We start from the raw sequence: 19,450 nt of genomic DNA, 5'->3' as shown, positions 1-19,450 counted from the left end.
GGATATAGGGGTTAGGCGAGAGCAGCGACGGAGACTCGTGCTGCAATTTGTTGGGCGATCGCCTTCAACGCCTGTGCCGAAGCAGAATCCGGGGATTCAACCACGATTGGAACGCCGCGATCGCCCCCTTGCCGCAAAGACATTTCCAAGGGGATGCAACCCAGCAGGGGCAGATTTAGCTCTTTAGAGGTTTTTTCACCACCACCTGATCCAAAAATGTCATATTGCTTGTCTGGTGCATCGGGTGGAATGAAGTAGCTCATATTTTCAACAATTCCTAAAACGGGCACCTGCATTTGCTGGAACATCCGCAAGCCTCGACGGGAATCGAGCAGCGCCACCGTCTGCGGAGTCGTAACAATGACTGCGCCTGCCATTGGCACCGCTTGAGCCATCGTCAACTGAGCATCCCCCGTTCCAGGTGGCATATCTACAATCAAATAGTCCAATTCGCCCCAGCGGACTTGATAGAGAAACTGCCGAATAATTCCATTCAGCATTGGCCCACGCCAGATTACAGGCTGGTCGGGATCAATCAAAAAGCCCATCGAAACCAGCTTTACTCCGTAGTTGAAAGCGGGTTCCAGCACTTCTCCCTGTGCTCCCTGCTGTACCACAATTTTGGCATCTGCTAGCCCTAGCATGGTGGGTGCGTTTGGTCCATAAATATCTGCGTCAATTAATCCAACCTTTGCGCCCGCTTGCGCCAGTGCAACCGCGACGTTAACTGCAACGGTACTTTTGCCCACGCCACCCTTGCCGCTGGAGATTGCCAGAATGTTTTTCACTCCCTCAATTCCAGTGCGATCGGGCAAAGATTTTTGCTGCGGTGTCTCCGCAGTGACTTCAACGGAAATATTTTCTACTCCAGGAAGAGTCTTGATCGCTTGCTCACATTCTTCGACGATGAATTGACGCAACGGGCAAGCAGGCGTAGTCAGCACCAGCGTAAAGCTGACATTGCCATTGTCGATCTTGACGTTGCGAATCATATTTAGCTCTACTAAACTCTTGCGGAGTTCAGGGTCTTGCACAGGTTTGAGGACTTCTAACACTGCACTGGAATCAAGAACTTTAGCCATCGTATTCTCCACCCGTCTCAAGTGCAGGGTCGTTTAGTAATTTCTTCCTACGAGTTGATCTTACCGTTAGCAGGTGTAGGTTAACTGGGCTGTCTGACAACTTACGGTTGGGCTAGGTAAGCGATCGCCATCAAACACTAAAACACCATTCAGCGCTGACGCAGTCAAATCAGCAAAAACAGACTCACATCTGGCTGCTTTTTCCCTTTCCCCTGCTTAGTGCATTAAATAGCCAGTTCCGCAAATTAACGCCACAACGCTCAAAAGATCTTGAAAGCCTTTGTTGATTGGCTTAGGAGCGGTAGAGGGGGCAATTATCCCAGATGGGGAACTGCTTCGCATCGCTTGAATTTCTTGCTCTACTGCATGGGCCAGTTCCGCCGCGACTCTAGAAGCGTAAGGGCGAATAAATGACCATACAACTGGAGAGAGCCAGCCTTTGAGCGTAACAGAGTAGGATACACGAGTTCCACAAACTGTAGATTCGACCTTATAAGTCACCCGTTCCTCAACTCCAGGAATTGCTAAAATCCTGACGCTCAAAAGCTCTCTGGGCGATACTCGCTCCACAAAAATCTGAATCGGAATCGGAAATCGCCGAGTCACCGCCTGATAAATTAGCCCTGGTTTGGGGATCAATCCTTTAGGCGCATTGGTGCTAGCGAGGAGCGGGTGCCAGGACACATCCGCTAGATTGACAACTTTCTGCCACAACGCATCGACTGATGCTGAGCTAATAGCCTGATAAGTTCCAACGAGGGAACGGACCCGAGGTGAATCTCGGTGGACAAATCGAACCCAAAAGCTCAACATTGACAACTCCTCGCGCAACCAACCACTAACAGATCGCATCATAGATTTATTCGCTTCGGGATCATCTCACCCGCGAACTCCTCTAGATTTTCCCTAGACTACTCCTCCAGGTTGTTTTTGATTGTAGTCATCTCAGCAGTCTAACCGGCAAAAATGAAGTACCGAGTACAGGACTCGTAACGTTATTTAGCAAACGAGATTAGTAAATGATCATAAATATCGCGATCGCCCAAAATATCCCATCGCTGAGAGTTCCAGCTTCATAACTAAACCCTCGACATTTAGCTATTTACTATAAGTTCTTCCTTATTTCTGCTCTATTGGTTAAGTCTGATTTGAACGAAACCGTAAAGGCGTGGCATCCGGCAAACTCTATGCGCTATCTGCCGTTAGTTTTAATCCGAACGCCACGCTTTTAAGAGCGATTCACTTCAGGAGGCTCCGCTTCTGTAAGCGCTTTTGCTTACAGTTGCTTTACCTCAGACACAAGCTGAGCCACCACGTCTTTGGCACCGCCAAACAGCATCATGGTTTTGTCTTTATAAAACAGCTCGTTTTCAACACCCGCAAAACCAGCGCTCATGCCCCGCTTAATTACGATGGTGTGCTGAGCTTTGTCTACCTCTAGAATTGGCATTCCATAGATTGGGCTGTTGGCATCACTTCGTGCAGCAGGATTCACCACATCGTTTGCCCCAATTACAAGGGCGACATCAGTACGCTCAAATTCTGGGTTGATGTCATCCATATCATGGAGCTGAGGGTAGGGAACGTTTGCCTCGGCTAACAGTACGTTCATGTGACCGGGCATTCGTCCGGCAACGGGGTGAATTGCATACTTGACCTCGACCCCCATCTTTTCTAGCTGGTCCGCCAGTTCTCTAACGGTGTGCTGGGCCTGAGCAACTGCCATGCCATATCCAGGCACAATTACTACCGATCGGGCATAGCCCAACATCATTGCGCCTTCCTCAGCTCCAATTGAACGAACAATTTTGTCTTGCTGAGTGCCGCTGGCTCCTCCGGTCGCCTTGGTAGCGCCACCAAATGCGCCAAACAAAACGCTAGCAATGGAGCGGTTCATCGCTTTACACATAATTTGCGTCAGGATGATACCTGAAGCGCCAACCAGTGCCCCTGCAATGATCAGCATGTTGTTCATCAGGACAAAGCCTGCGGCACTGGCTGCCAAGCCGGAGAAGGAGTTCAACAGCGAGATAACGACTGGCATATCTGCGCCACCGATAGGCAGCACAAACAGTACTCCCAAAAGCAGAGAGATTCCATTAATGACCAGGAAGACAGTTGGGTCGGGGGCTGTCGCAACTAAGTAGGCACTACCTGCCAGGAAGCCAATCAGCAAGAGAACGTTGATCGGTTGCTGAAGCGGGTAGGTAACTGGGGAACCGCTGACCAGACCTTGCAATTTGGCGAACGCCAGGAAGCTGCCCGTGAGGGTAATGTTGCCGATCAAAACGCTAAGAATAACGGTGATGGTGGCATCTAGTGGAATGGTTTCGCCGAGACCCATGAGCCGCCAATATTCACCGACTGCGATCAGGGTAGAAGCTGCACCGCCTAAGCCGTTGAGCAAACCCACCATTTGAGGCATGGCGGTCATTTCGACTCTTTGAGCAGCGATCGCCCCGACCAATGATCCAATCACCACACCCAGCAAAATCATCTGGTAATTCAACACCGACTGATTCAGCAGGGTGGCAACAACTGCCAGAAACATCCCGATCGCTGCAATCAGGTTTCCCCGACGCGCAGTGGCAGGTGAACCCAATTGTTTTAACCCAACAATAAATAGGGAAGCTGCAACCAAGTAAGTAATTTCAATTCCAGTTGGCAAAAACTCTGTAAACCCGCTGTTCATGCCTTCACCTCTTTCTTCTTAAACATTTGCAACATCCGATCGGTCACCAGAAAACCGCCCACAACGTTGACGGTTGCCAAAACCACTGCGATCAAGCCCAAAATGACGGTGACGTTCCACTCTTGCGCTCCGGCAATTAGCACTGCGCCAATTACAGCAATTCCAGAGATCGCGTTCGCACCCGACATCAGAGGCGTGTGCAGGGTTGGCGGCACCTTATTGATCACTTCAAACCCAACGAACGAGGCTAAGACAAATACAACCAGACCAGTCAGTAATCCTGCTGCCATAGAGTCAAAAATTCCTACTTATAAACACATTTCTCGCAAACTTCTTACAGCGCCGAAGGTTGAGGACTAGGGGTTCCCAGAGCTTCACGTACTCGCTGATTACGAATTTCTCCAGCGTGGACAACGCAAGCGCTGTTCACAATGTCATCCTCAAAGTTGAGTTGCAGTGCGCCATCTTTGACGAGGTACTGCACCAACGTCAGCAAGTTTTTGGCGTACATCTGGCTAGCATGAATCGGCATGGATGCAGGCAAGTTGATCGTCCCGATGATGGTGACTCCGTGATGCACTACGTCCTTGCCCGGTTCTGTGCAGGCGCAATTGCCACCTTGATCTGCTGCCAGGTCCACGATTACAGAGCCAGGTTTCATCTGGTTGACCATTTCTTCGGTGACGAGCAGAGGTGCTTTTTTCCCAGGTACCTGAGCTGTTGTGATTACGACATCAGATTGGCGAACGTGTTCGGTAACAACTTCGCGCGATCGCTGCTTAGCTGCTTCCGAAACTTCTTTGGCATAGCCACCTGCTGCAACGGTGTCTTCCTCTAGCTTTACCTCGACAAATTTGGCACCTAGACTTTGCACCTCTTCTTTTACCGCCGGACGAATATCAAAGGCTTCAACCACTGCGCCCAAACGACGGGCAGTGGCGATCGCCTGCAATCCAGCGACTCCAGCCCCCATGACAAACACCTTTGCTGGAGCGATCGTTCCGGCTGCGGTTGTCAGCATTGGGAAGAACTTGGGTAGGGCCGCTGCTGCGATCAAAGTTGCTTTGTAACCTGCCACCCCAGCCTGAGAAGAGAGGGCATCCATACTTTGGGCCCGACTGGTACGGGGGATCATCTCCATGCTGAAAGCTGTTACTTTGCGCTCAGCTAAATGTTGAATCACTTCAGGCGTTCCCAAGGGATTTAGGAAACTGATCAGAACAGCCCCTTCTCGCAACAAATTAACCTCAAGCTGTCCATTCTCCCGCTCTTGCGGTGGTCCAACTTTTAGCAAAATGTCGGCTTCACCCCAAAGTTGAGTTGCATCTTGGACAATTCTTGCGCCTGCCGCCTCATAGTCAGCATCGGGAAAATAGGCTCGCTCTCCTGCCCCAGCCTCTACCAAAACCTCTAAGCCCTGCTTCACCAAACGAGCAACCGTATCGGGGATCACAGCGACCCGACGCTCTCCAACCTCAATTTCTTTGGCGATCGCTATCTTCATGAATTCTCCTTAATCATGTTGTGAATTCAAACAATCAACAAAAGCAGTTATTTTTGTTGTTCAACGCACTGCACTATGCGGCTGAAACTGACCGCCTTTGCTGCCAGAAGCACGAGCTATCGAAATAGCTCTAAATTTATGCTTCTTAAAAAGTTCCTGCCTTAGAGCTAGTAAGGAGCAGAGCCAAATTACCCCTGAAGCCTCTCCGCTGCCTCTGTTTGCTCACTTGCAAAGTCTTAAGCAACCCTGTTGGCTAGAAGTTTTCACTTAAAAGAGATGTAGCTGTGAATTACACTGACTGACTCGCACTAATTGACTCGCTCACATCTTTAACGTTTTGTTCCCAGTCCTGCGAACTTGCCTGCTCTACTTGATCTAAATGTAATTGATCTAGCTAGATGTAGTCGGTTTCGTAAGCGCAACTTATTAATACCTGGCGAATATTTAAGCTGAGAACTTTGTTCATGGAGATCCAAGTAGATTTTTAGATCTGAACAATGTCCGTTGCGGATAATGTGTACAGATCGTTATGCATCTTAGATGGATTCTTTGAAGTCAATCTATATCTTCAACTTGTCTTATAGATCACGTAAATTCTTGTGTCTATAGCCCTTAGTTCCTACTCATAGAAGGACTAGACTCTTCGAACCGGAGAATTGTGGAGCCAGCGTTTCAGGGTCTTCCAGGCTTTTGTACTGCTGCCCTCATTCTCTAAAAGCTGCCTTTAAATCTAACTTAGTCTGAGAGTCTTCACTAAATACCCTGTAAGCCCGTGTTTAACGGAACCTTGGTAATTCTGAAGGAAGCTGATACTTCAATTTTTTATAAAAGTGCTCAAACAAGAAACAATTCGACCGAAACAAGAGTGGATTAAAATATCAAATTCTTTTGACCATTTCAGCATTACTTCTTGATGAGAATATTTACGTTCGACTACATTTCGTCATACGCTGGCGATCGCTCCTATTACCCGAACTACTCATGCTTGAGCACAGAAGCTAAGCATAAAAATTGAGACATACTAGATGTAGCTAGACAAAGTTTAGATCGCGGCACTTTTTCTGCCCGATTGCGTCGATCAGCTAGTGAATTATCCAAATGCTATGCCAAGCCTGCTAAAGTCAGAGTTGGTGAAGTTCTGTGATCCAGATCGTTAAATATTATTATTCAGGTGTAAGGTTCATGTCTTCCAAAGGCTCATCCATCCGTCGTCTACTCTCGGTTTTTGCAGCCACAAGCTGTCTAGTGGCGGGGGTTTCTGCTGTTGGTCTAGCTCAAGGTACGCAAGGGCTGACCATTTTTAGCGGAGTTGACCGAGAGTACCAGCTAGGCTATCGCCTTGATTATGATGGCGAACCTAACCGCTTTGATCGTTACCGTCTTCGGGTTCCTGCTGACAAAATGGAGCTAGCGGTGGCCCAATTTGCCATCACCTACCCCGACACTTACAGGGGCACATTTGATCCAGACGAAATTGAGATTCGCATTGACGGCGATAGCATTCCCCTCAGCGAAGTCACCTGGGATGAGGAAAATCGCGTCATCGAGATTTATCCAGAAGAGCCTGTTCCTTCTCGAACACGGGTTGAGTTAGTCTTCTCTAACGTCCGAAACCCTAATTTTTCTGGCACTCACTATTTCAACTGTCTAGTTCGTTCTCCCGGAGATCTACCACTACTGCGTTATGTTGGCACCTGGATCGTGACTATTGGCAGATCGTAATTAACCTGCTGTGGGTACTGCTCGTATAAAGGCAATTCGTTACGTCTCTTCAAGCATACGAATTGCATCTAATAGTTCAGTTCTGCCTCACGTTAACGACACCCCTTAAACCGCTAGATTGCTCTAGCGGTTCTTGCTGTTTGGGTTAGTTAGCTTTCCAATATCTAGCTTAGATTCAGTTTAAAGGGGTTTTCACTGTTGCCTGAAGTGATATGATGGTGGACTGTGAGTTTTTGATTGTGAAGAAGTTTGGAGTAGTTTCGTATGACTAAGCGAACCTTGGGCGGCACTAGCCGTAAGCGGAAAAGAACTTCTGGATTTAGAGCCAGAATGCGCACTCAAACTGGGCGGCGTGTTATCAAAGCAAGACGGCGGAAAGGGCGCTTGAGACTTTCAGTCAGCTAGGATTTTTGCGTTCAGTGCAAACCTGCGTTAAAGCAACGTAAGTGGTGTAAAAGTGGCTTTGCCCAAGGTTCATCGACTTCGACATCGCCAAGATTTTGGCGCAGTTTATCGATCGGGTCTGCGGCGTTCTACTCCTCACCTCACCCTGATAGCGTTAAAGCGGCGATCGCCCAAAGCAAACTGCGAAGGCGAAGCAGCCCTTATGCAATCTGGGAGAGTACCATTCACCCAAATTGGCATTTCGATTAGCCAAAAAGTAAGTAAGCGGGCCGTTGTCCGTAATCGAATTAAGCGACGAATTCGGTCAGCGATGCAGCAGCTTTTACCTGAAATGCTTCAAGGTTGGCAGATTGTAATCGTGGTGAAACCGCCTGCGACTCAGTGCGATTATGGGCAACTTCTGCAAGAATTAGAACAGTTATTAAAAAAAACTGAGGTCGTGGATGGGCATTAAGGAAGAGGTGTTCTTTGAGGGTGGTCCCCATATCGGTGATCTAATAATTAATCTGCTGCTTGGCTTGACAGTTATATGCTTGCCACTGACAGTTGGCGCAATTGTTCGTGCCCTTTGGCTGCGCTATCGGATCACAGACCGCCGAATCTCAGTAATAGGAGGATGGCTAGGGCGCGATCGCTCTGATGTGATCTACTCCGAAATTACTAAGGTCGTCACTGTTCCTCGCGGACTCGGCGCTTGGGGCGATATGGTTGTAACCCTCAAAGACGGTAGCCGCCTAGAACTCAGAGCTATACCTCGGTTTCGGGAACTCTACGATTACATTAATGAGCATCTGTCAACCAAGGCTCAGCAGGTTAGCGGTTCACTAGGAAAGTAAGTCGAGAGCAGTAGATCTAGATAGGTTTACAACACATCCTTACTTCCTGCTAGCTGGGTTGGTTTAGACGTTCGCTTAGGGATGGTATGTACGGCAATTACCCTTTCCAAAAATTGCCTCTGAACGCTCCCATTGAAGTGAATCAGCGTGTTTGTTCAGTATGCCCATTGACTTACAGGTTGATTAATAATCAGATAGATTAGACTCAAGTAACTCAGAGTACGTAGGTTGACATAGAGCACATGGATTTTGGTGTCGGGTTTCTTTCCAACAATGTGATGCTGCCGATCCTGGATTTTTTCTACGGGATTGTGCCGAGCTATGGTCTAGCCATCGTGGCTCTGACATTAGTCATTCGTTTTGCCCTTTATCCTCTTAGCGCAGGCTCAATTCGTAGCATGAGGCGGATGCGTGTCGCTCAGCCCGCGATGCAGAAGCGAGTCAAAGAAATCCAGGAGCGCTACAAAGAGGAACCTGCTAAGCAGCAGGAGGAGATGAGCAAGGTCTACAAGGAATTTGGCAATCCCTTAGCAGGGTGTTTTCCAGTTCTTTTACAAATGCCCATCCTGTTTGCTCTGTTTGCAACCCTGCGTGGATCACCCTTCTCTGACATTAACTATTCCGTTAATCTGCAAATTTTCCCATCTGAGCAGATTGAGCAGATCCAGCCGCAAGCGTTTGTCACTAAACCACAAAACATATACGTTGCTGACGGCATTCATGCTCCTGTGTCTGCGGTAATTCCGGGAGGAAACCGGTTAGCGATAGGCGAGAAAACCAGCATTGAATTTCAAACTGCTGAAGGGACACCACTCAAACAGCTTTTGGATGAGTACCCAGAAACGCAAATTTTGCCAGCTTGGAAAGTTACCAAAGGCGAAGAACTAGTTCGGTTTGACGAAAACGGGAGCTTAGAAGCTCTCAGTCCAGGTGAAGTAACCCTTCAAGGTACAGTTCCCGGTCTGGCTGCAAATAAAGGATTTCTGTTTATCGATGCACTGGGTCGAGTTGGTGCCTTCGACGAAGATGGAGCAATCCATTGGGACATCGTCGGTATGGTGATCTTCTTTGGGTTAAGTCTCTACGTCAACCAACTGCTTTCTGGACAAGGAGCTAGCTCCAATCCTCAGCAAACGGCTGTGAACAAAGTTACGCCTGTACTGTTTTCGGGAATGTTCCTATTCTTCCCGCTGCCTGCTGGTGTACTGATGTACATGGTGATTGCCAACATTTTTCAAACGCTGCAAACGTTTATCTTGTCGCGAGAACCTCTGCCTGAAAACCTTCAGAAGATTGTAGATGCTGAGGAAAAAGCAGCAGGCAAATCTTCCGATAGCGACGATGGTAGAGAATCCCTTCCGTTTGAGCCAAAGCGTTCTAAGAAAAAGGCGTGATGATTGCTTATGGATGAGAGTCAGTTGCGGCGCGGACAAGAGTGGTTGGAGAAATTGCTGGGGCTAGCTGGCTTGCCTGCTACGGTTGGTACGGATGCAGAGCAAATTCAGCAGGAGGGCAGCTATTGGTTAGTCATTGATTCTGCGCCTCTGACCTCTGAGCAAATTGAAACTCTGGTTGGTGCAGATGGATCTGTTTTAGATGCAGTTCAATACCTAACCAACACAACCCTTAATCTAGGTCAACCAGAAGATCAGCAGTGTGCCTACACGGTTGAGCTAAATGGTTATCGTGCTAAGAGGCAAGCCGAGCTACAGGCAATGGCTGAGCAGGCGGCGGCTAAAGTACGTGAAACAGGTGAAGAGTTTGAGATGATTGCGCTATCTTCTGCTGAGCGCCGTCAGGTTCACACGTTTCTCAAGCCCTTGGAGGATTTAGAAACCTACAGCAGAGGACGAGAACCCGATCGCCGCCTAGTCGTTCGACGTTCACAAAGCTAGGGCAGCACTTACATATAGGGAATCCAAGGTCACTAACGTAAAGCTCCGTTAGGCTCCGTTTTTAGATATTTCTAGAAATTTTGCTAGAAGTATGAGCGGAGTTGGATTTCATCAATGGACCGAACCTGTTAGGATTGATAGTTGATTGAGCGAAAGGCGGTCTTATAGGATCGCTCACTCATGGAAACAATTTACATTCCACAATTAGCTAAATCGCTTGAGCAAACAGACCACGTTCAGGTTAAGGAATATTTTCCAGCTTTAGAAACCCTGACTCCTGTTCAGGGAAGTTTGCAAGTAACTCATCGAGGAAATTACCTGGAGGTTTCTGCTCATGTAGAGACGATCGTCACACTGACTTGCGATCGCTGCCTTCAGCAATATAACCATCGGCTTTCCATTGATCCGGTTGAGCTAATTTGGTTAGAAGAGCCAGATGAAGACGAAGATGAGCTTTTGGTTGAGCGCGAAGTTCCACTAGAAGATTTGGTGGAGACGATATCACCGCAGGGCTACTTTAAGCCAGACGAGTGGCTCTATGAGCAGCTTTGTCTGGAAATTCCGCAGCGCCAAATTTGTGATGCTGCATGTGCTGGGATTCAAATCGATCCCCAAAATGTTGAGCCGCCAACCGATCGCCGTTGGGCTTCCCTAGAAGCATTGAGAAAGCAAATATCAAACTAAGCACTGAATTGAGAATTCGGTTTTTAGGATTGAGCAGACGTTCAATCGATCTTCAACTGACCCTTAACTTCCACCTCTGAATGAGCTTTAGCGACGAGTTTGAACTTCTGTTGCGTGCCCGCTACCCACTGATTTATATTCCTACACGAGAGGAAGAGCGAGTAGAAGGGGCGATCACTGCATCTGCTAAGCAGCAGGGCAATCGTGCTGTTTACATCTGGGATTTTGTGGATGGTTATCAGGGCAATTTGAATGACGCTGGCTTTGGGCGACGCAATCCGCTACAGGCATTAGAACTGATCGAAAAATTACCTGCCTCCGCATCAGCAGTCTTCATCTTGCGAGATTTCCATCGTTTTTTGGAAGATGTAGCCATTTCGCGTAAGCTACGAAACCTGGCACGCTTGCTCAAGTCTCAGCCCAAAAATGTTGTGCTCATTTCGCCTCTAGTATCCATCCCAGATGACTTGAGTGAAGTGTTGACGGTGCTGGAGTTCCCTCTACCTGGCACAGATGAAATTAAGGTGGAGATTGAGCGGCTGTCAGCCGCAACAGGACAATCTTTAGACGGGCGGACCTTAGATGACTTGGTGCGCTCTTGCCAGGGATTATCAATCGAACGGATTCGTCGAGTTTTGGCGCGGGCGATCGCCACTCACGGCAAGCTTCAACCTGAAGACGTGGATCTGATTTTAGAAGAAAAGCGCCAAACTATTCGCCAAACCCAGATTCTTGACTTTTACCCAGCAACGGAGCAAATTTCTGATATTGGCGGCTTAGACAACCTGAAAGACTGGTTATTGCGCCGAGGCAGTGCTTTTTCTGAACGAGCAAGACAGTACGGATTACCTCATCCCAGAGGGCTGTTGTTGGTAGGCATTCAGGGAACTGGTAAATCGTTGACGGCAAAGGCGATCGCTCACCACTGGCATCTCCCACTGCTGCGTCTAGATGTCGGTCGGCTATTTGCTGGACTCGTTGGAGAATCTGAATCGCGTACCCGACAAATGATTCAGCTTGCAGAGGCTTTGGCTCCCTGCATTCTTTGGATTGATGAAATCGACAAAGCTTTCTCAGGCTTAGATGGTAGAGGTGACTCTGGCACCACGAGCCGTGTGTTTGGTACTTTTATCACCTGGTTAGCTGAAAAATCATCTCCCGTGTTTGTCGTTGCCACTGCTAACAACATTCAGATGTTGCCACCAGAAATGTTGCGACGTGGGCGATTCGACGAAATCTTCTTTGTTGGCTTACCAAACCAGGAAGAGCGCAGAGCAATCTTTTCGGTTCACCTGGCTCGCCTGCGTCCTCATAATTTAAGGAGTTATGATCTAGACCGTCTGGCGTATGAAACGCCAGATTTTTCTGGAGCTGAAATTGAACAAATTTTGGTTGAGGCGATGCATATTGGGTTTAGCCAGAATCGGGACTTTACTACCGATGATGTGCTAGAGGCAGCCAGTCAAATTATTCCTCTAGCCCGAACTGCTCAAGACCAAATCCAGCTTTTGCAGGAATGGGCAGCAGCAGGCAAAGCACGGCTGGCCTCCAGGCAAAGCAGTTTAGGTAGTCGTATTCAACACCAGTCGTTGTGATGAGTTGGTCCGGAGTTGCAAAGTTTTTCACTGGGTTTGTGCTGGCGATCGCTGTCCTGTTTTTTGCAGGAGTTAGCACGACGCGTTACTTAATCACCCGATTTACAACACCACCCCCCAGACCAACCTTTCCTAACGATCCTTCTCCAGCTTCGCCAGAAGCTGCTCAGCCTCAGAGTACAACTCCTGCTGAGCCTCCTCCTGCCACTCGCCCCACTGAGGCAGTTCAACTCACTCCTACACCATCAGCAACCCCTGCTGTCCCCCCTGGTGCTTACGAGGCTCAGGTGACACAGCCTATAGGGCTGATCGTGCGGCAGGAACCCAATCAGGATGCAGAGCAAATTGGGGGTGTAGGATATGACGAGCAAGTAGTCGTGCTGGAAGAAAGCTCTGATGGAGCATGGATAAAAGTTCGACTATCCGGAAGCAACCTAGAAGGTTGGGTTAAATCAGGCAACACGGAACGGTTGAACTAGAGATCAATCACAGCCATCTTGTTAAGAACATTAACTGAATCTGAACCTTAATTACAAAATTCCTACACCACTCTAAAGGGGAAAACAGGAATGGTAGGTTGATTAATGTCTCATGAACCATTAATCAACTTTGAACATGTACGATAGATCAAAGAAGGATTGGGTTAGTGCTGCTGTTACTGCTGGCTTGGGTGCAGGGATCGTTACTTCTTTTGCCGTTAACCAAGGTCAGCACCCGGCGATCGCACTAGGAATCACTGGTTTTGCAATCGTTGTAGCTTTGATTATTGACCACTACGCATAGCTTCATACCCCAATTTTATTGAGGGCTATCCGTCCCGTACAATTAATTCTTTTTAACTAAAAGGTTAGAGATACTCTTCTTACAGAGATAATCTCTAACCTTTATTATTTTGCTTGACCGAGTATCTAGTAGCTTGGAGCCATCGTACAAAAAATTATTAATTCGACACTAAGGACATCCTCGGTTGCTCCGCCGTTCAAAAGAGTTTAGATACCCAACCTTCAGTCTAAATTGCTGTTTGACTTAATCAGCACTTGACGTATTCATCATCTATGAAAAATAGTGGGAAAAGCCAAGTCAGTTTAATAGAATCCGGCTAATCCTAAGCGAGAAATTTCGCCTTAAAGAGCCATCGTTCTCCAAAAATCAAACAAATGAGCTATGTCTAGATTTGCTGAAATAGCATAAAATACATGCCAAAAGAGTGTGAGAATTTGAAGTGCAAAAGGTTCTGAACTGGACTGTTCCACAAATGCATAGCCACAAAAGTTTGGGATTCCTCAATTGTCAGCGCGCTGACGGTTTTCTGCTTCGTCTGCTATGTCTTACCAGTATCCTGGCTATTAGCAGCATCAGCCCAGTTCGAGCTGTTCAACCTGAGCCTGAAGGCGATCGCACTTTTACTTCGACACCTCCAGCAGAAATTCTTCCAGAGAGCCCCATTCTACTAAGTCAAAGTTTTGGCACAACTTTGCAACTGGGCGACAGCGGTGATGCAGTTACCCAGCTTCAAGTCCGGTTAGCAGAGTTGGGTTACTTTCAGGGTACTCCTAGCGGTATTTTTGGTCCAAGCACCGAAAGTGCCGTAACTCAGTTTCAGCAGGATAATGGGCTCGTTGCTGATGGTGTTGTTGGACCCGCAACGCAATCGGCTCTTGGCGTTGCAGCAAGCACATTGTCTACACCATCTACTGTAAATGGTGTACTACAGACGGGTAGCAGTGGGGAGTCCGTGACCCAGCTTCAAACTCGGCTAGCAGAACTGGGATATTTTCAGGGCTCACCAACTGGAAACTTTGGACCAGCCACCGAAGCAGCTGTAATTCAGTTCCAGCAAGCAAACGGACTAAATGCAGATGGTGTCGTTGGGACTGAAACAGCAAATGCGCTTTACGGAGCCTTTACCCCTACAATACCTGCCCAAACCGCGACTCCAGTACAAACCTTTAGCCCTACTGCTAGCGCTAACGACGGAATCTTACAATTGGGTGATGTGGGACCTGATGTAACTGATTTGCAGCAGCGACTGAGTAACCTCGGCTACTATCGAGGGACAATTGACGGCAGTTTTGGTGAAGGAACACAGTCCGCAGTTACCCAGTTTCAGGAGCGAAATGGGCTAGTCGCTGATGGCATTGCTGGACCTCTTACCCTTTCAACAGTTAGAAATGCAAGTCCAAGTGAGTCAACGGCTCGGCGATCTACAGCTACTCAAGTGTCCAATACAGCGGGACAACCATCGGGACGATTTAGCGTGTTGGAATTACAGAGACGGTTGCAACGCCGAGGATTTTACTCTGGACCATTAGATGGAGAATTGGGCGCTGGAACCAGACAAGCCGTCTCTGCCGCTCAGCGTGAATACGGACTCAGCGCTGATGATATTCTCAATGGGCGGTTTCGCTGATTCTAGGCTCAAATCGGCAGCAAGGCACGCTGGCACGCTGGGCAAACTGCATGGATTGTCAATTGACAATCGAGTAGGTGATACCCCTCCTTCTGAGCAGTTTTAGTTCCCGTCTTTAGAATTGAATCGTTCTTAAACTCAATTGTCTTGTTACATCTGACACAAATCAGATGATGGTGGTGATGTGGGTAGGGCTGATTGAGTTCATAGTGTTTATGTCCTTCAGCCAGTTCAAGCTCCCTTAAAATGCCCATGCGAGCCATTAACTTGAGTGTCCGATAAATCGTTGACAAGCTAATATTCTCACCCTCACCTTGCAGCAGATGATAAAGCTCCTCTGCACTCAGGTGTTTTGCTTTTGGAAGATTTTGAAATACTTGCAGGATGGTTTCACGTTGAGGCGTTAAACGCCAGCCTCGGTCGTTTAGTTCTGACTTGAGTGAGGTTGCTGTATACAATGCCATATTGACCTTCTCAATAAAGCCTCTCTAATGAGAATGATACACAATCAATTCGTTATTTTCAAGAAAAAGAGCTTATTGAGAATAATAGCTAATTAAATCACTTTTGGAAGGGGTAACTTTGAACAAGTATTGGCTTTGAGTGACCCGAAAACGTCTCTACTTCTTAAAGTTGTTATCTCAGTACTGCTACTTAAAGATTTATTGAGAGGTTAGGAATGAGGACTATTCAATACCGGGTCTTTTTAATGCTTTACATAGAAATGACCTTAAGTCTAAAAGTTTGAATGAAGTGTAGTAAAGCTACACTTCATTCAAACTTTTAGACTTAATTTAGATGTACTTAAATGTACTTCTATGTTAAAGATTCGAGGTAATCTCTAACTCGGTTACGGCGTTTTGGTTGGCGTAGCTTTTGCAGTGCTTTAGCCTCAATTTGGCGAACTCTTTCTCTGGATAGATCTAGTGCCCGACCAATTTCTGCAAGAGAGTAAGGATGCCCATCTCCCAAGCCAAATCGCATCCGAATTACGTCCCGTTCGCGACTGGTTAGGTCAGTTAGCAGCTGCTGCAAATCGCGATGGAGGGCTTCCCGCATCAGCATTTCTTCTGGAGAGATGCCATCGGTCTCTAGCAAGTCGCCAAGTTCCGTGTCTCGCTCTTTACCCACCTTAGTTTCTAAGGAGACGGCACGAGGCACTCGTAGCAACACCTCGCGAACTTGAGGTGGAGTCATATCTAGCTCAACTGCAATGTCCTCAATTGTGGGAGTACGCCCTTTCTCCTGAGAAATTTTGCGTTGAGCTTTTTTGATCTTGTTGAGTTTTTCAGTAATGTGAACAGGTAGGCGAATGGTGCGACTTTGGGTGGCGATCGCCCGTGTAATTCCTTGACGAATCCACCAGTAGGCATAGGTGCTAAAGCGATAGCCTTTAGTGGGGTCAAACTTTTCTACTGCTCGCTCTAAGCCCAGGGTTCCTTCCTGAATCAAATCCAGCAGTTCTAATCCACGATTTTGGTATTTTTTGGCGACCGAAACCACAAGACGAAGGTTAGCCTTGATCATGTGATCTTTAGCTCCGGTTCCTTCTGTCTCGATTTGGTCTAATTCTTCAACCGTTAAGTTGGCTAGCTCTGCCCAGCGCCGCTTACCTGCAGCCAGTGTTGGTTTAAGGTCTGCCACCGAAACGCCACCCTCGGCTGCCCAACGCTCTAATGAGGGACGATGCCCCAAGTTAGAAGCTAGACGGTCGTGAGCTTCAATCAACCGAACATACTGTTGGATAGGACTATCACCTTCAGCAGCGGCAGCAGTGCAGAATTCTAGCAGCTTCATGTAGCGTTGAACTCTTTGGGCTTCTGAGACTTCTTCGTCTCGTCCTAAGAGGCGAACTCTACCAATTTCTTGAAGATAAAGGCGCACTAAATCAGTGGTGCGTCGTCCAGCCCCTTTGCTAAGGTTGTTATTTTCTGTATATTCCATCTCCAGGCTGACCAGGTCATTCGCTATCTGCTCAGCGTCAATATCACTATCATTGCCATCTGGCTGAAAGCTAAGGGAATTGGCTGGCTCATTATAGTCTGCATCAGCGTAAAAAGGTTTTGCTGGCATGGTGATAGTCTCAGTTGCTCAAGTTGAAAAGGACTCTTTTACTGCTGCTTAGTGCATTATTCCCGCGATCCAGGACTAAGTAACAATGCTGAGAGTTCCTTGGCGGGTTAGTTAAGTTGAACTTGCATAGTCAAACCAAATCAATGACCATCGTTTGTGTGCTTCTAAAGCAGAAGACAGATCCCGAAGGGCATAGTCAAACCATTGGATTGAACCTTACAAGTCATTGGCTCGGCTGCCAGTATAAGGATTGACCCATTGCCGACGAGTGATTTGGGTCGAGGGATAAAGTAATCTACATCACCCATAACGCTAATTCCTGACTGCGCTCCGGATCTTTTGGATCAGCAGAAATTAGGCTTTGGTCAATCTTGGGATCAAGAATGCTGGTGCTTTCTCTTAAATAGCTTTCAATCTTTCCGTTATTGGTCATTCAAAGAAGTCACAAACATTCAAAGAATTCACAAACATTCAAAGAATTCACAATAACCTGTCAATGATTGAAATGATGCTTGCCCTGCTTGTATTACAGTTTAGTTCGACTGAAGAGTTATCTCCCCGACTCACAATAACTTTACTGTTTGGACCAAAGGCTTTAAAGGTTTCGTGAAAAATTAGTCAATTCCTCAGTATTTCTCCCTATATACTCTAAGGAGTAACTATTCTTCTTTGAATTTCTAGGAAAAAACTTAGGCTACTTACATTCAGGTTACTAATTCCCTATAGTTTTGTGAAAAAATAGCACTGGGAAGAGGTGTGTTAAACCTTTAATCAGGTACTACTCAAGTCTGATTTGAAGAGTCGTGAAGTTATAGCTGCTTAGATAAGGTTTGCATCAGCCAGTATGCCTGAGAATAGAAAGAAAACTGACTTTAAATGGAAAGTTAGGGTACGAAGTTTTCAAGAAGACGAAGTTTCTACTAAATTTAATAGGGGCTAGGGTTCAGCTAGAGGTTTGACCACGCGAGCGATCGCCTCTTGAACAAAACCTTTAATAAATTCATCGCGGCGGTTCAGTTGAAATTGCTGCTGCACGACCTCAGTCATGCCTTCATCTCCCCAGTCTTGGTTGTTGCGAAAATATTCGATAAAACTTTTTCCAGCAATTCGCGTCAAGTAGGCGGCTGTGACTCCTTGAATGGCTCTACCCACTAAGAATGTAGCAACGTTAGTTTGCAGCGTGATCGAGAACAGTTCAATTGCGCCTCTGACAATTCCCAAACCAGCTAGGGTTTTAGCCAGGGAGATAGCTAACTCACGCCCCCGGTCAAGATTGATCTCACAGCCGTAGACTTTCCCAATTTCCACTACCATTTGAGCGTTGATAGCAGCAGTCGCCAATAGATCGACTACAGGCAGGGGAGTCACGGAGATTACGCCTGCTCCAATCCATTGAAAGCGATCAACAATTTTTTCTGCTTGCTGAAGTCGCTGAGCATCAATCAGTTGACGGGCTTTTTCACCTAAACGCTGAGATTGCAATAAGATGTTGTCTGCAATTAGGTCTTCTCCTTCTTCTCGCAAAATGGCTGCCATGCGTCGAAGGAGCGGCAAAATTTCTGGGGTTGGCTGGAAGAGTTCCCCGCTTTCTAAAGGAACGGCTTGGGGACGAGCGGCAACTGCTACAACATCACTGGGGTCAATAAATCTGTGAACTCGCTGGCGGAGACGAGCCAGGATTTCTTCTCGGTCAGCTTCGGTGTAGAGGTCAATTTTGTTGAAGACGATGAGAGATCGCTTGCCAATCTCAGCCAGTGTCCCCAGCGGTTCATACTCGGACTTGCGGAGGTCGTTATCCAGTACAAACAGCAGTAAATCGGCTTCAGTGGCAAGTTGACGGGCTAGTCTTTCGCGTTCAGTGCCCACCACGCCCGCTTCCAAAATGCCAGGAGTGTCAGTGATAAAAATTTCTCGCTCTAGCCCCTTAAGCTGAAAGCGATAGGTTTCCCCGGCCGCTGTGGTGCCCATTGGTGCACCTACTTGACCGACAATCCGACCGAGCACTGCATTCACGATAGAGGTTTTTCCAGCAGAGCCAGTGCCAAACACGACGACCTGCAATTCCCGTCGAGAGAGACTTTCTTCGATTTCAAGGGCGCGATCGACTAGGGCTTGTCGAGCTACTTCGTCTTGAATTTGGGCAACCTGTTGCCGAATTGCCCTCAAGCTTGCCTCAGCGGCTTCTGTCTTTTGCTCTGGCGCTTGGGGAAGCGGACGTTCGGTGCGCTGTCCGGGGCGCTGAAACAGAATGCTGTAATAGATAAGTGTTGCAATCAGGGCAACAAGAAGCACAATCAGCAGCAGCAGAAACAGATTGCCGAGCAAAGGCGAACTGAACGCGATGCGGAAATATAGCCGGGAGAGTGAATCCAGAAACCAAAGCAGTAGCCCTAGAATTAGGACGATGCCAACTAGCAATACCAGGATGCGCGACCAGGACATGAAGGGCTTTGGATGAGATAACAGTCAGATGTGACGCTTGGTTGACTAGGCTCAAGATCCCTCTCATTCTAATTCCCTGTCAGGTCATTCCCTGTTAGAGAATACGAATT

At 47.5% G+C, this 19,450-nt stretch carries 19 protein-coding genes; 11 read left to right on the top strand and 8 right to left on the bottom strand.

From position 1 onward, the window contains the following. Positions 1-11 precede the first annotated feature (11 nt). The 5 genes from H6F93_RS05555 to H6F93_RS05535 form a co-directional block, all read right to left on the bottom strand. Positions 12-1,082 carry an Mrp/NBP35 family ATP-binding protein gene (locus H6F93_RS05555; protein WP_190679636.1) on the bottom strand — a complete coding sequence of 357 codons (1,071 nt, stop codon included), beginning with the start codon at positions 1,080-1,082 and terminating at the stop codon, positions 12-14. A gap of 216 nt (positions 1,083-1,298) precedes the next feature. Then, positions 1,299-1,937, bottom strand: coding sequence for an SRPBCC family protein (locus tag H6F93_RS05550; protein WP_242043318.1), 639 nt, complete (start codon positions 1,935-1,937; stop codon positions 1,299-1,301). Between the two features lie 421 nt (positions 1,938-2,358). Beyond that, positions 2,359-3,774 carry an NAD(P)(+) transhydrogenase (Re/Si-specific) subunit beta gene (locus tag H6F93_RS05545; RefSeq protein ID WP_190679635.1) on the bottom strand — a complete coding sequence of 472 codons (1,416 nt, stop codon included), beginning with the start codon at positions 3,772-3,774 and terminating at the stop codon, positions 2,359-2,361. Further along, positions 3,771-4,064, bottom strand: a complete 294-nt coding sequence (locus H6F93_RS05540; RefSeq protein WP_190646712.1) for an NAD(P) transhydrogenase subunit alpha part 2 — start codon at positions 4,062-4,064, stop codon at positions 3,771-3,773. Before H6F93_RS05540 ends, H6F93_RS05545 begins: the two co-directional genes overlap by 4 nt. Before the next feature lie 44 nt (positions 4,065-4,108). Further along, positions 4,109-5,278 (bottom strand): Re/Si-specific NAD(P)(+) transhydrogenase subunit alpha, encoded by a 1,170-nt coding sequence (locus H6F93_RS05535; RefSeq protein WP_190679634.1) that lies wholly within the window; start codon positions 5,276-5,278, stop codon positions 4,109-4,111. Positions 5,279-6,460: 1,182 nt separating this feature from the next. Here H6F93_RS05535 and H6F93_RS05530 point away from each other — a divergent pair. From H6F93_RS05530 to H6F93_RS05480, 11 genes are all read left to right on the top strand, one after another. Next, positions 6,461-7,000: a DUF2808 domain-containing protein gene (locus H6F93_RS05530; RefSeq protein WP_199313501.1), complete on the top strand. Its 540-nt coding sequence runs from the start codon at positions 6,461-6,463 to the stop codon at positions 6,998-7,000. Between the two features lie 264 nt (positions 7,001-7,264). Next, positions 7,265-7,405: a 50S ribosomal protein L34 gene (gene rpmH, locus H6F93_RS05525; protein WP_190646714.1), complete on the top strand. Its 141-nt coding sequence runs from the start codon at positions 7,265-7,267 to the stop codon at positions 7,403-7,405. A 52-nt stretch (positions 7,406-7,457) separates the two neighbouring features. Next, positions 7,458-7,859: a ribonuclease P protein component gene (gene rnpA / locus H6F93_RS05520; RefSeq protein WP_190679633.1), complete on the top strand. Its 402-nt coding sequence runs from the start codon at positions 7,458-7,460 to the stop codon at positions 7,857-7,859. Further along, positions 7,849-8,241: a PH domain-containing protein gene (locus H6F93_RS05515; protein ID WP_190646716.1), complete on the top strand. Its 393-nt coding sequence runs from the start codon at positions 7,849-7,851 to the stop codon at positions 8,239-8,241. The genes rnpA and H6F93_RS05515 overlap by 11 nt, the downstream gene beginning before the upstream one ends. Before the next feature lie 242 nt (positions 8,242-8,483). Beyond that, entirely contained in the window at positions 8,484-9,635 is a 1,152-nt protein-coding gene (gene yidC / locus H6F93_RS05510) for a membrane protein insertase YidC (RefSeq protein ID WP_190679632.1), read from the top strand. A 9-nt stretch (positions 9,636-9,644) separates the two neighbouring features. Then, positions 9,645-10,136: a Jag family protein gene (locus H6F93_RS05505; RefSeq protein ID WP_190679631.1), complete on the top strand. Its 492-nt coding sequence runs from the start codon at positions 9,645-9,647 to the stop codon at positions 10,134-10,136. Positions 10,137-10,316: 180 nt separating this feature from the next. Then, positions 10,317-10,820 (top strand): YceD family protein, encoded by a 504-nt coding sequence (locus tag H6F93_RS05500; RefSeq protein ID WP_190679630.1) that lies wholly within the window; start codon positions 10,317-10,319, stop codon positions 10,818-10,820. An 80-nt stretch (positions 10,821-10,900) separates the two neighbouring features. After that, a complete protein-coding gene (locus H6F93_RS05495) occupies positions 10,901-12,415 on the top strand; it encodes a Ycf46 family AAA ATPase (RefSeq protein WP_190679629.1) in 1,515 nt (504 codons plus the stop codon). After that, positions 12,415-12,894 carry an SH3 domain-containing protein gene (locus H6F93_RS05490; RefSeq protein ID WP_190679628.1) on the top strand — a complete coding sequence of 160 codons (480 nt, stop codon included), beginning with the start codon at positions 12,415-12,417 and terminating at the stop codon, positions 12,892-12,894. Before H6F93_RS05495 ends, H6F93_RS05490 begins: the two co-directional genes overlap by 1 nt. A 136-nt stretch (positions 12,895-13,030) precedes the next feature. After that, the gene (locus H6F93_RS05485) at positions 13,031-13,198 is read left to right on the top strand and encodes a hypothetical protein (RefSeq protein ID WP_190679627.1); all 168 of its coding nucleotides are present in this window, start codon (positions 13,031-13,033) and stop codon (positions 13,196-13,198) included. A gap of 472 nt (positions 13,199-13,670) precedes the next feature. After that, the gene (locus H6F93_RS05480) at positions 13,671-14,825 is read left to right on the top strand and encodes a peptidoglycan-binding domain-containing protein (protein ID WP_206755707.1); all 1,155 of its coding nucleotides are present in this window, start codon (positions 13,671-13,673) and stop codon (positions 14,823-14,825) included. A gap of 8 nt (positions 14,826-14,833) precedes the next feature. Here the strand turns inward: H6F93_RS05480 and H6F93_RS05475 are convergent, their stop codons facing one another. The 3 genes from H6F93_RS05475 to H6F93_RS05465 form a co-directional block, all read right to left on the bottom strand. Next, positions 14,834-15,289, bottom strand: coding sequence for a Fur family transcriptional regulator (locus tag H6F93_RS05475; RefSeq protein WP_190646724.1), 456 nt, complete (start codon positions 15,287-15,289; stop codon positions 14,834-14,836). Positions 15,290-15,641: 352 nt separating this feature from the next. Continuing rightward, positions 15,642-16,898, bottom strand: a complete 1,257-nt coding sequence (gene sigC / locus H6F93_RS05470) for an RNA polymerase sigma factor SigC (RefSeq protein ID WP_190679625.1) — start codon at positions 16,896-16,898, stop codon at positions 15,642-15,644. A gap of 936 nt (positions 16,899-17,834) precedes the next feature. Next, positions 17,835-19,340 (bottom strand): YcjF family protein, encoded by a 1,506-nt coding sequence (locus H6F93_RS05465; protein ID WP_190679624.1) that lies wholly within the window; start codon positions 19,338-19,340, stop codon positions 17,835-17,837. Between the last annotated feature and the right edge of the window lie 110 nt (positions 19,341-19,450).

It is taken from the genome of Leptolyngbya sp. FACHB-671, assembly GCF_014695745.1.
Lineage (GTDB): Bacteria > Cyanobacteriota > Cyanobacteriia > Elainellales > Elainellaceae > JAAUTN01.
This window is presented reverse-complemented; position numbering and strand designations above follow the sequence as displayed.

What these genes read in the sequence shown, in the direction of transcription:
- H6F93_RS05475 (WP_190646724.1), bottom strand. Translation starts at nt 15,289, where the DNA reads ATGGCATTGTATACAGCAACCTCACTCAAGTCAGAACTAAACGACCGA.
- H6F93_RS05540 (WP_190646712.1), bottom strand. Translation starts at nt 4,064, where the DNA reads ATGGCAGCAGGATTACTGACTGGTCTGGTTGTATTTGTCTTAGCCTCG.
- H6F93_RS05495 (WP_190679629.1), top strand. Translation starts at nt 10,901, where the DNA reads ATGAGCTTTAGCGACGAGTTTGAACTTCTGTTGCGTGCCCGCTACCCA.
- yidC (WP_190679632.1), top strand. Translation starts at nt 8,484, where the DNA reads ATGGATTTTGGTGTCGGGTTTCTTTCCAACAATGTGATGCTGCCGATC.
- H6F93_RS05515 (WP_190646716.1), top strand. Translation starts at nt 7,849, where the DNA reads ATGGGCATTAAGGAAGAGGTGTTCTTTGAGGGTGGTCCCCATATCGGT.
- H6F93_RS05555 (WP_190679636.1), bottom strand. Translation starts at nt 1,082, where the DNA reads ATGGCTAAAGTTCTTGATTCCAGTGCAGTGTTAGAAGTCCTCAAACCT.
- rpmH (WP_190646714.1), top strand. Translation starts at nt 7,265, where the DNA reads ATGACTAAGCGAACCTTGGGCGGCACTAGCCGTAAGCGGAAAAGAACT.
- H6F93_RS05485 (WP_190679627.1), top strand. Translation starts at nt 13,031, where the DNA reads ATGTACGATAGATCAAAGAAGGATTGGGTTAGTGCTGCTGTTACTGCT.
- H6F93_RS05535 (WP_190679634.1), bottom strand. Translation starts at nt 5,278, where the DNA reads ATGAAGATAGCGATCGCCAAAGAAATTGAGGTTGGAGAGCGTCGGGTC.
- H6F93_RS05490 (WP_190679628.1), top strand. Translation starts at nt 12,415, where the DNA reads ATGAGTTGGTCCGGAGTTGCAAAGTTTTTCACTGGGTTTGTGCTGGCG.
- H6F93_RS05550 (WP_242043318.1), bottom strand. Translation starts at nt 1,937, where the DNA reads ATGATGCGATCTGTTAGTGGTTGGTTGCGCGAGGAGTTGTCAATGTTG.
- H6F93_RS05500 (WP_190679630.1), top strand. Translation starts at nt 10,317, where the DNA reads ATGGAAACAATTTACATTCCACAATTAGCTAAATCGCTTGAGCAAACA.
- H6F93_RS05545 (WP_190679635.1), bottom strand. Translation starts at nt 3,774, where the DNA reads ATGAACAGCGGGTTTACAGAGTTTTTGCCAACTGGAATTGAAATTACT.
- H6F93_RS05505 (WP_190679631.1), top strand. Translation starts at nt 9,645, where the DNA reads ATGGATGAGAGTCAGTTGCGGCGCGGACAAGAGTGGTTGGAGAAATTG.
- H6F93_RS05480 (WP_206755707.1), top strand. Translation starts at nt 13,671, where the DNA reads ATGCATAGCCACAAAAGTTTGGGATTCCTCAATTGTCAGCGCGCTGAC.
- H6F93_RS05530 (WP_199313501.1), top strand. Translation starts at nt 6,461, where the DNA reads ATGTCTTCCAAAGGCTCATCCATCCGTCGTCTACTCTCGGTTTTTGCA.
- sigC (WP_190679625.1), bottom strand. Translation starts at nt 16,898, where the DNA reads ATGCCAGCAAAACCTTTTTACGCTGATGCAGACTATAATGAGCCAGCC.
- H6F93_RS05465 (WP_190679624.1), bottom strand. Translation starts at nt 19,340, where the DNA reads ATGTCCTGGTCGCGCATCCTGGTATTGCTAGTTGGCATCGTCCTAATT.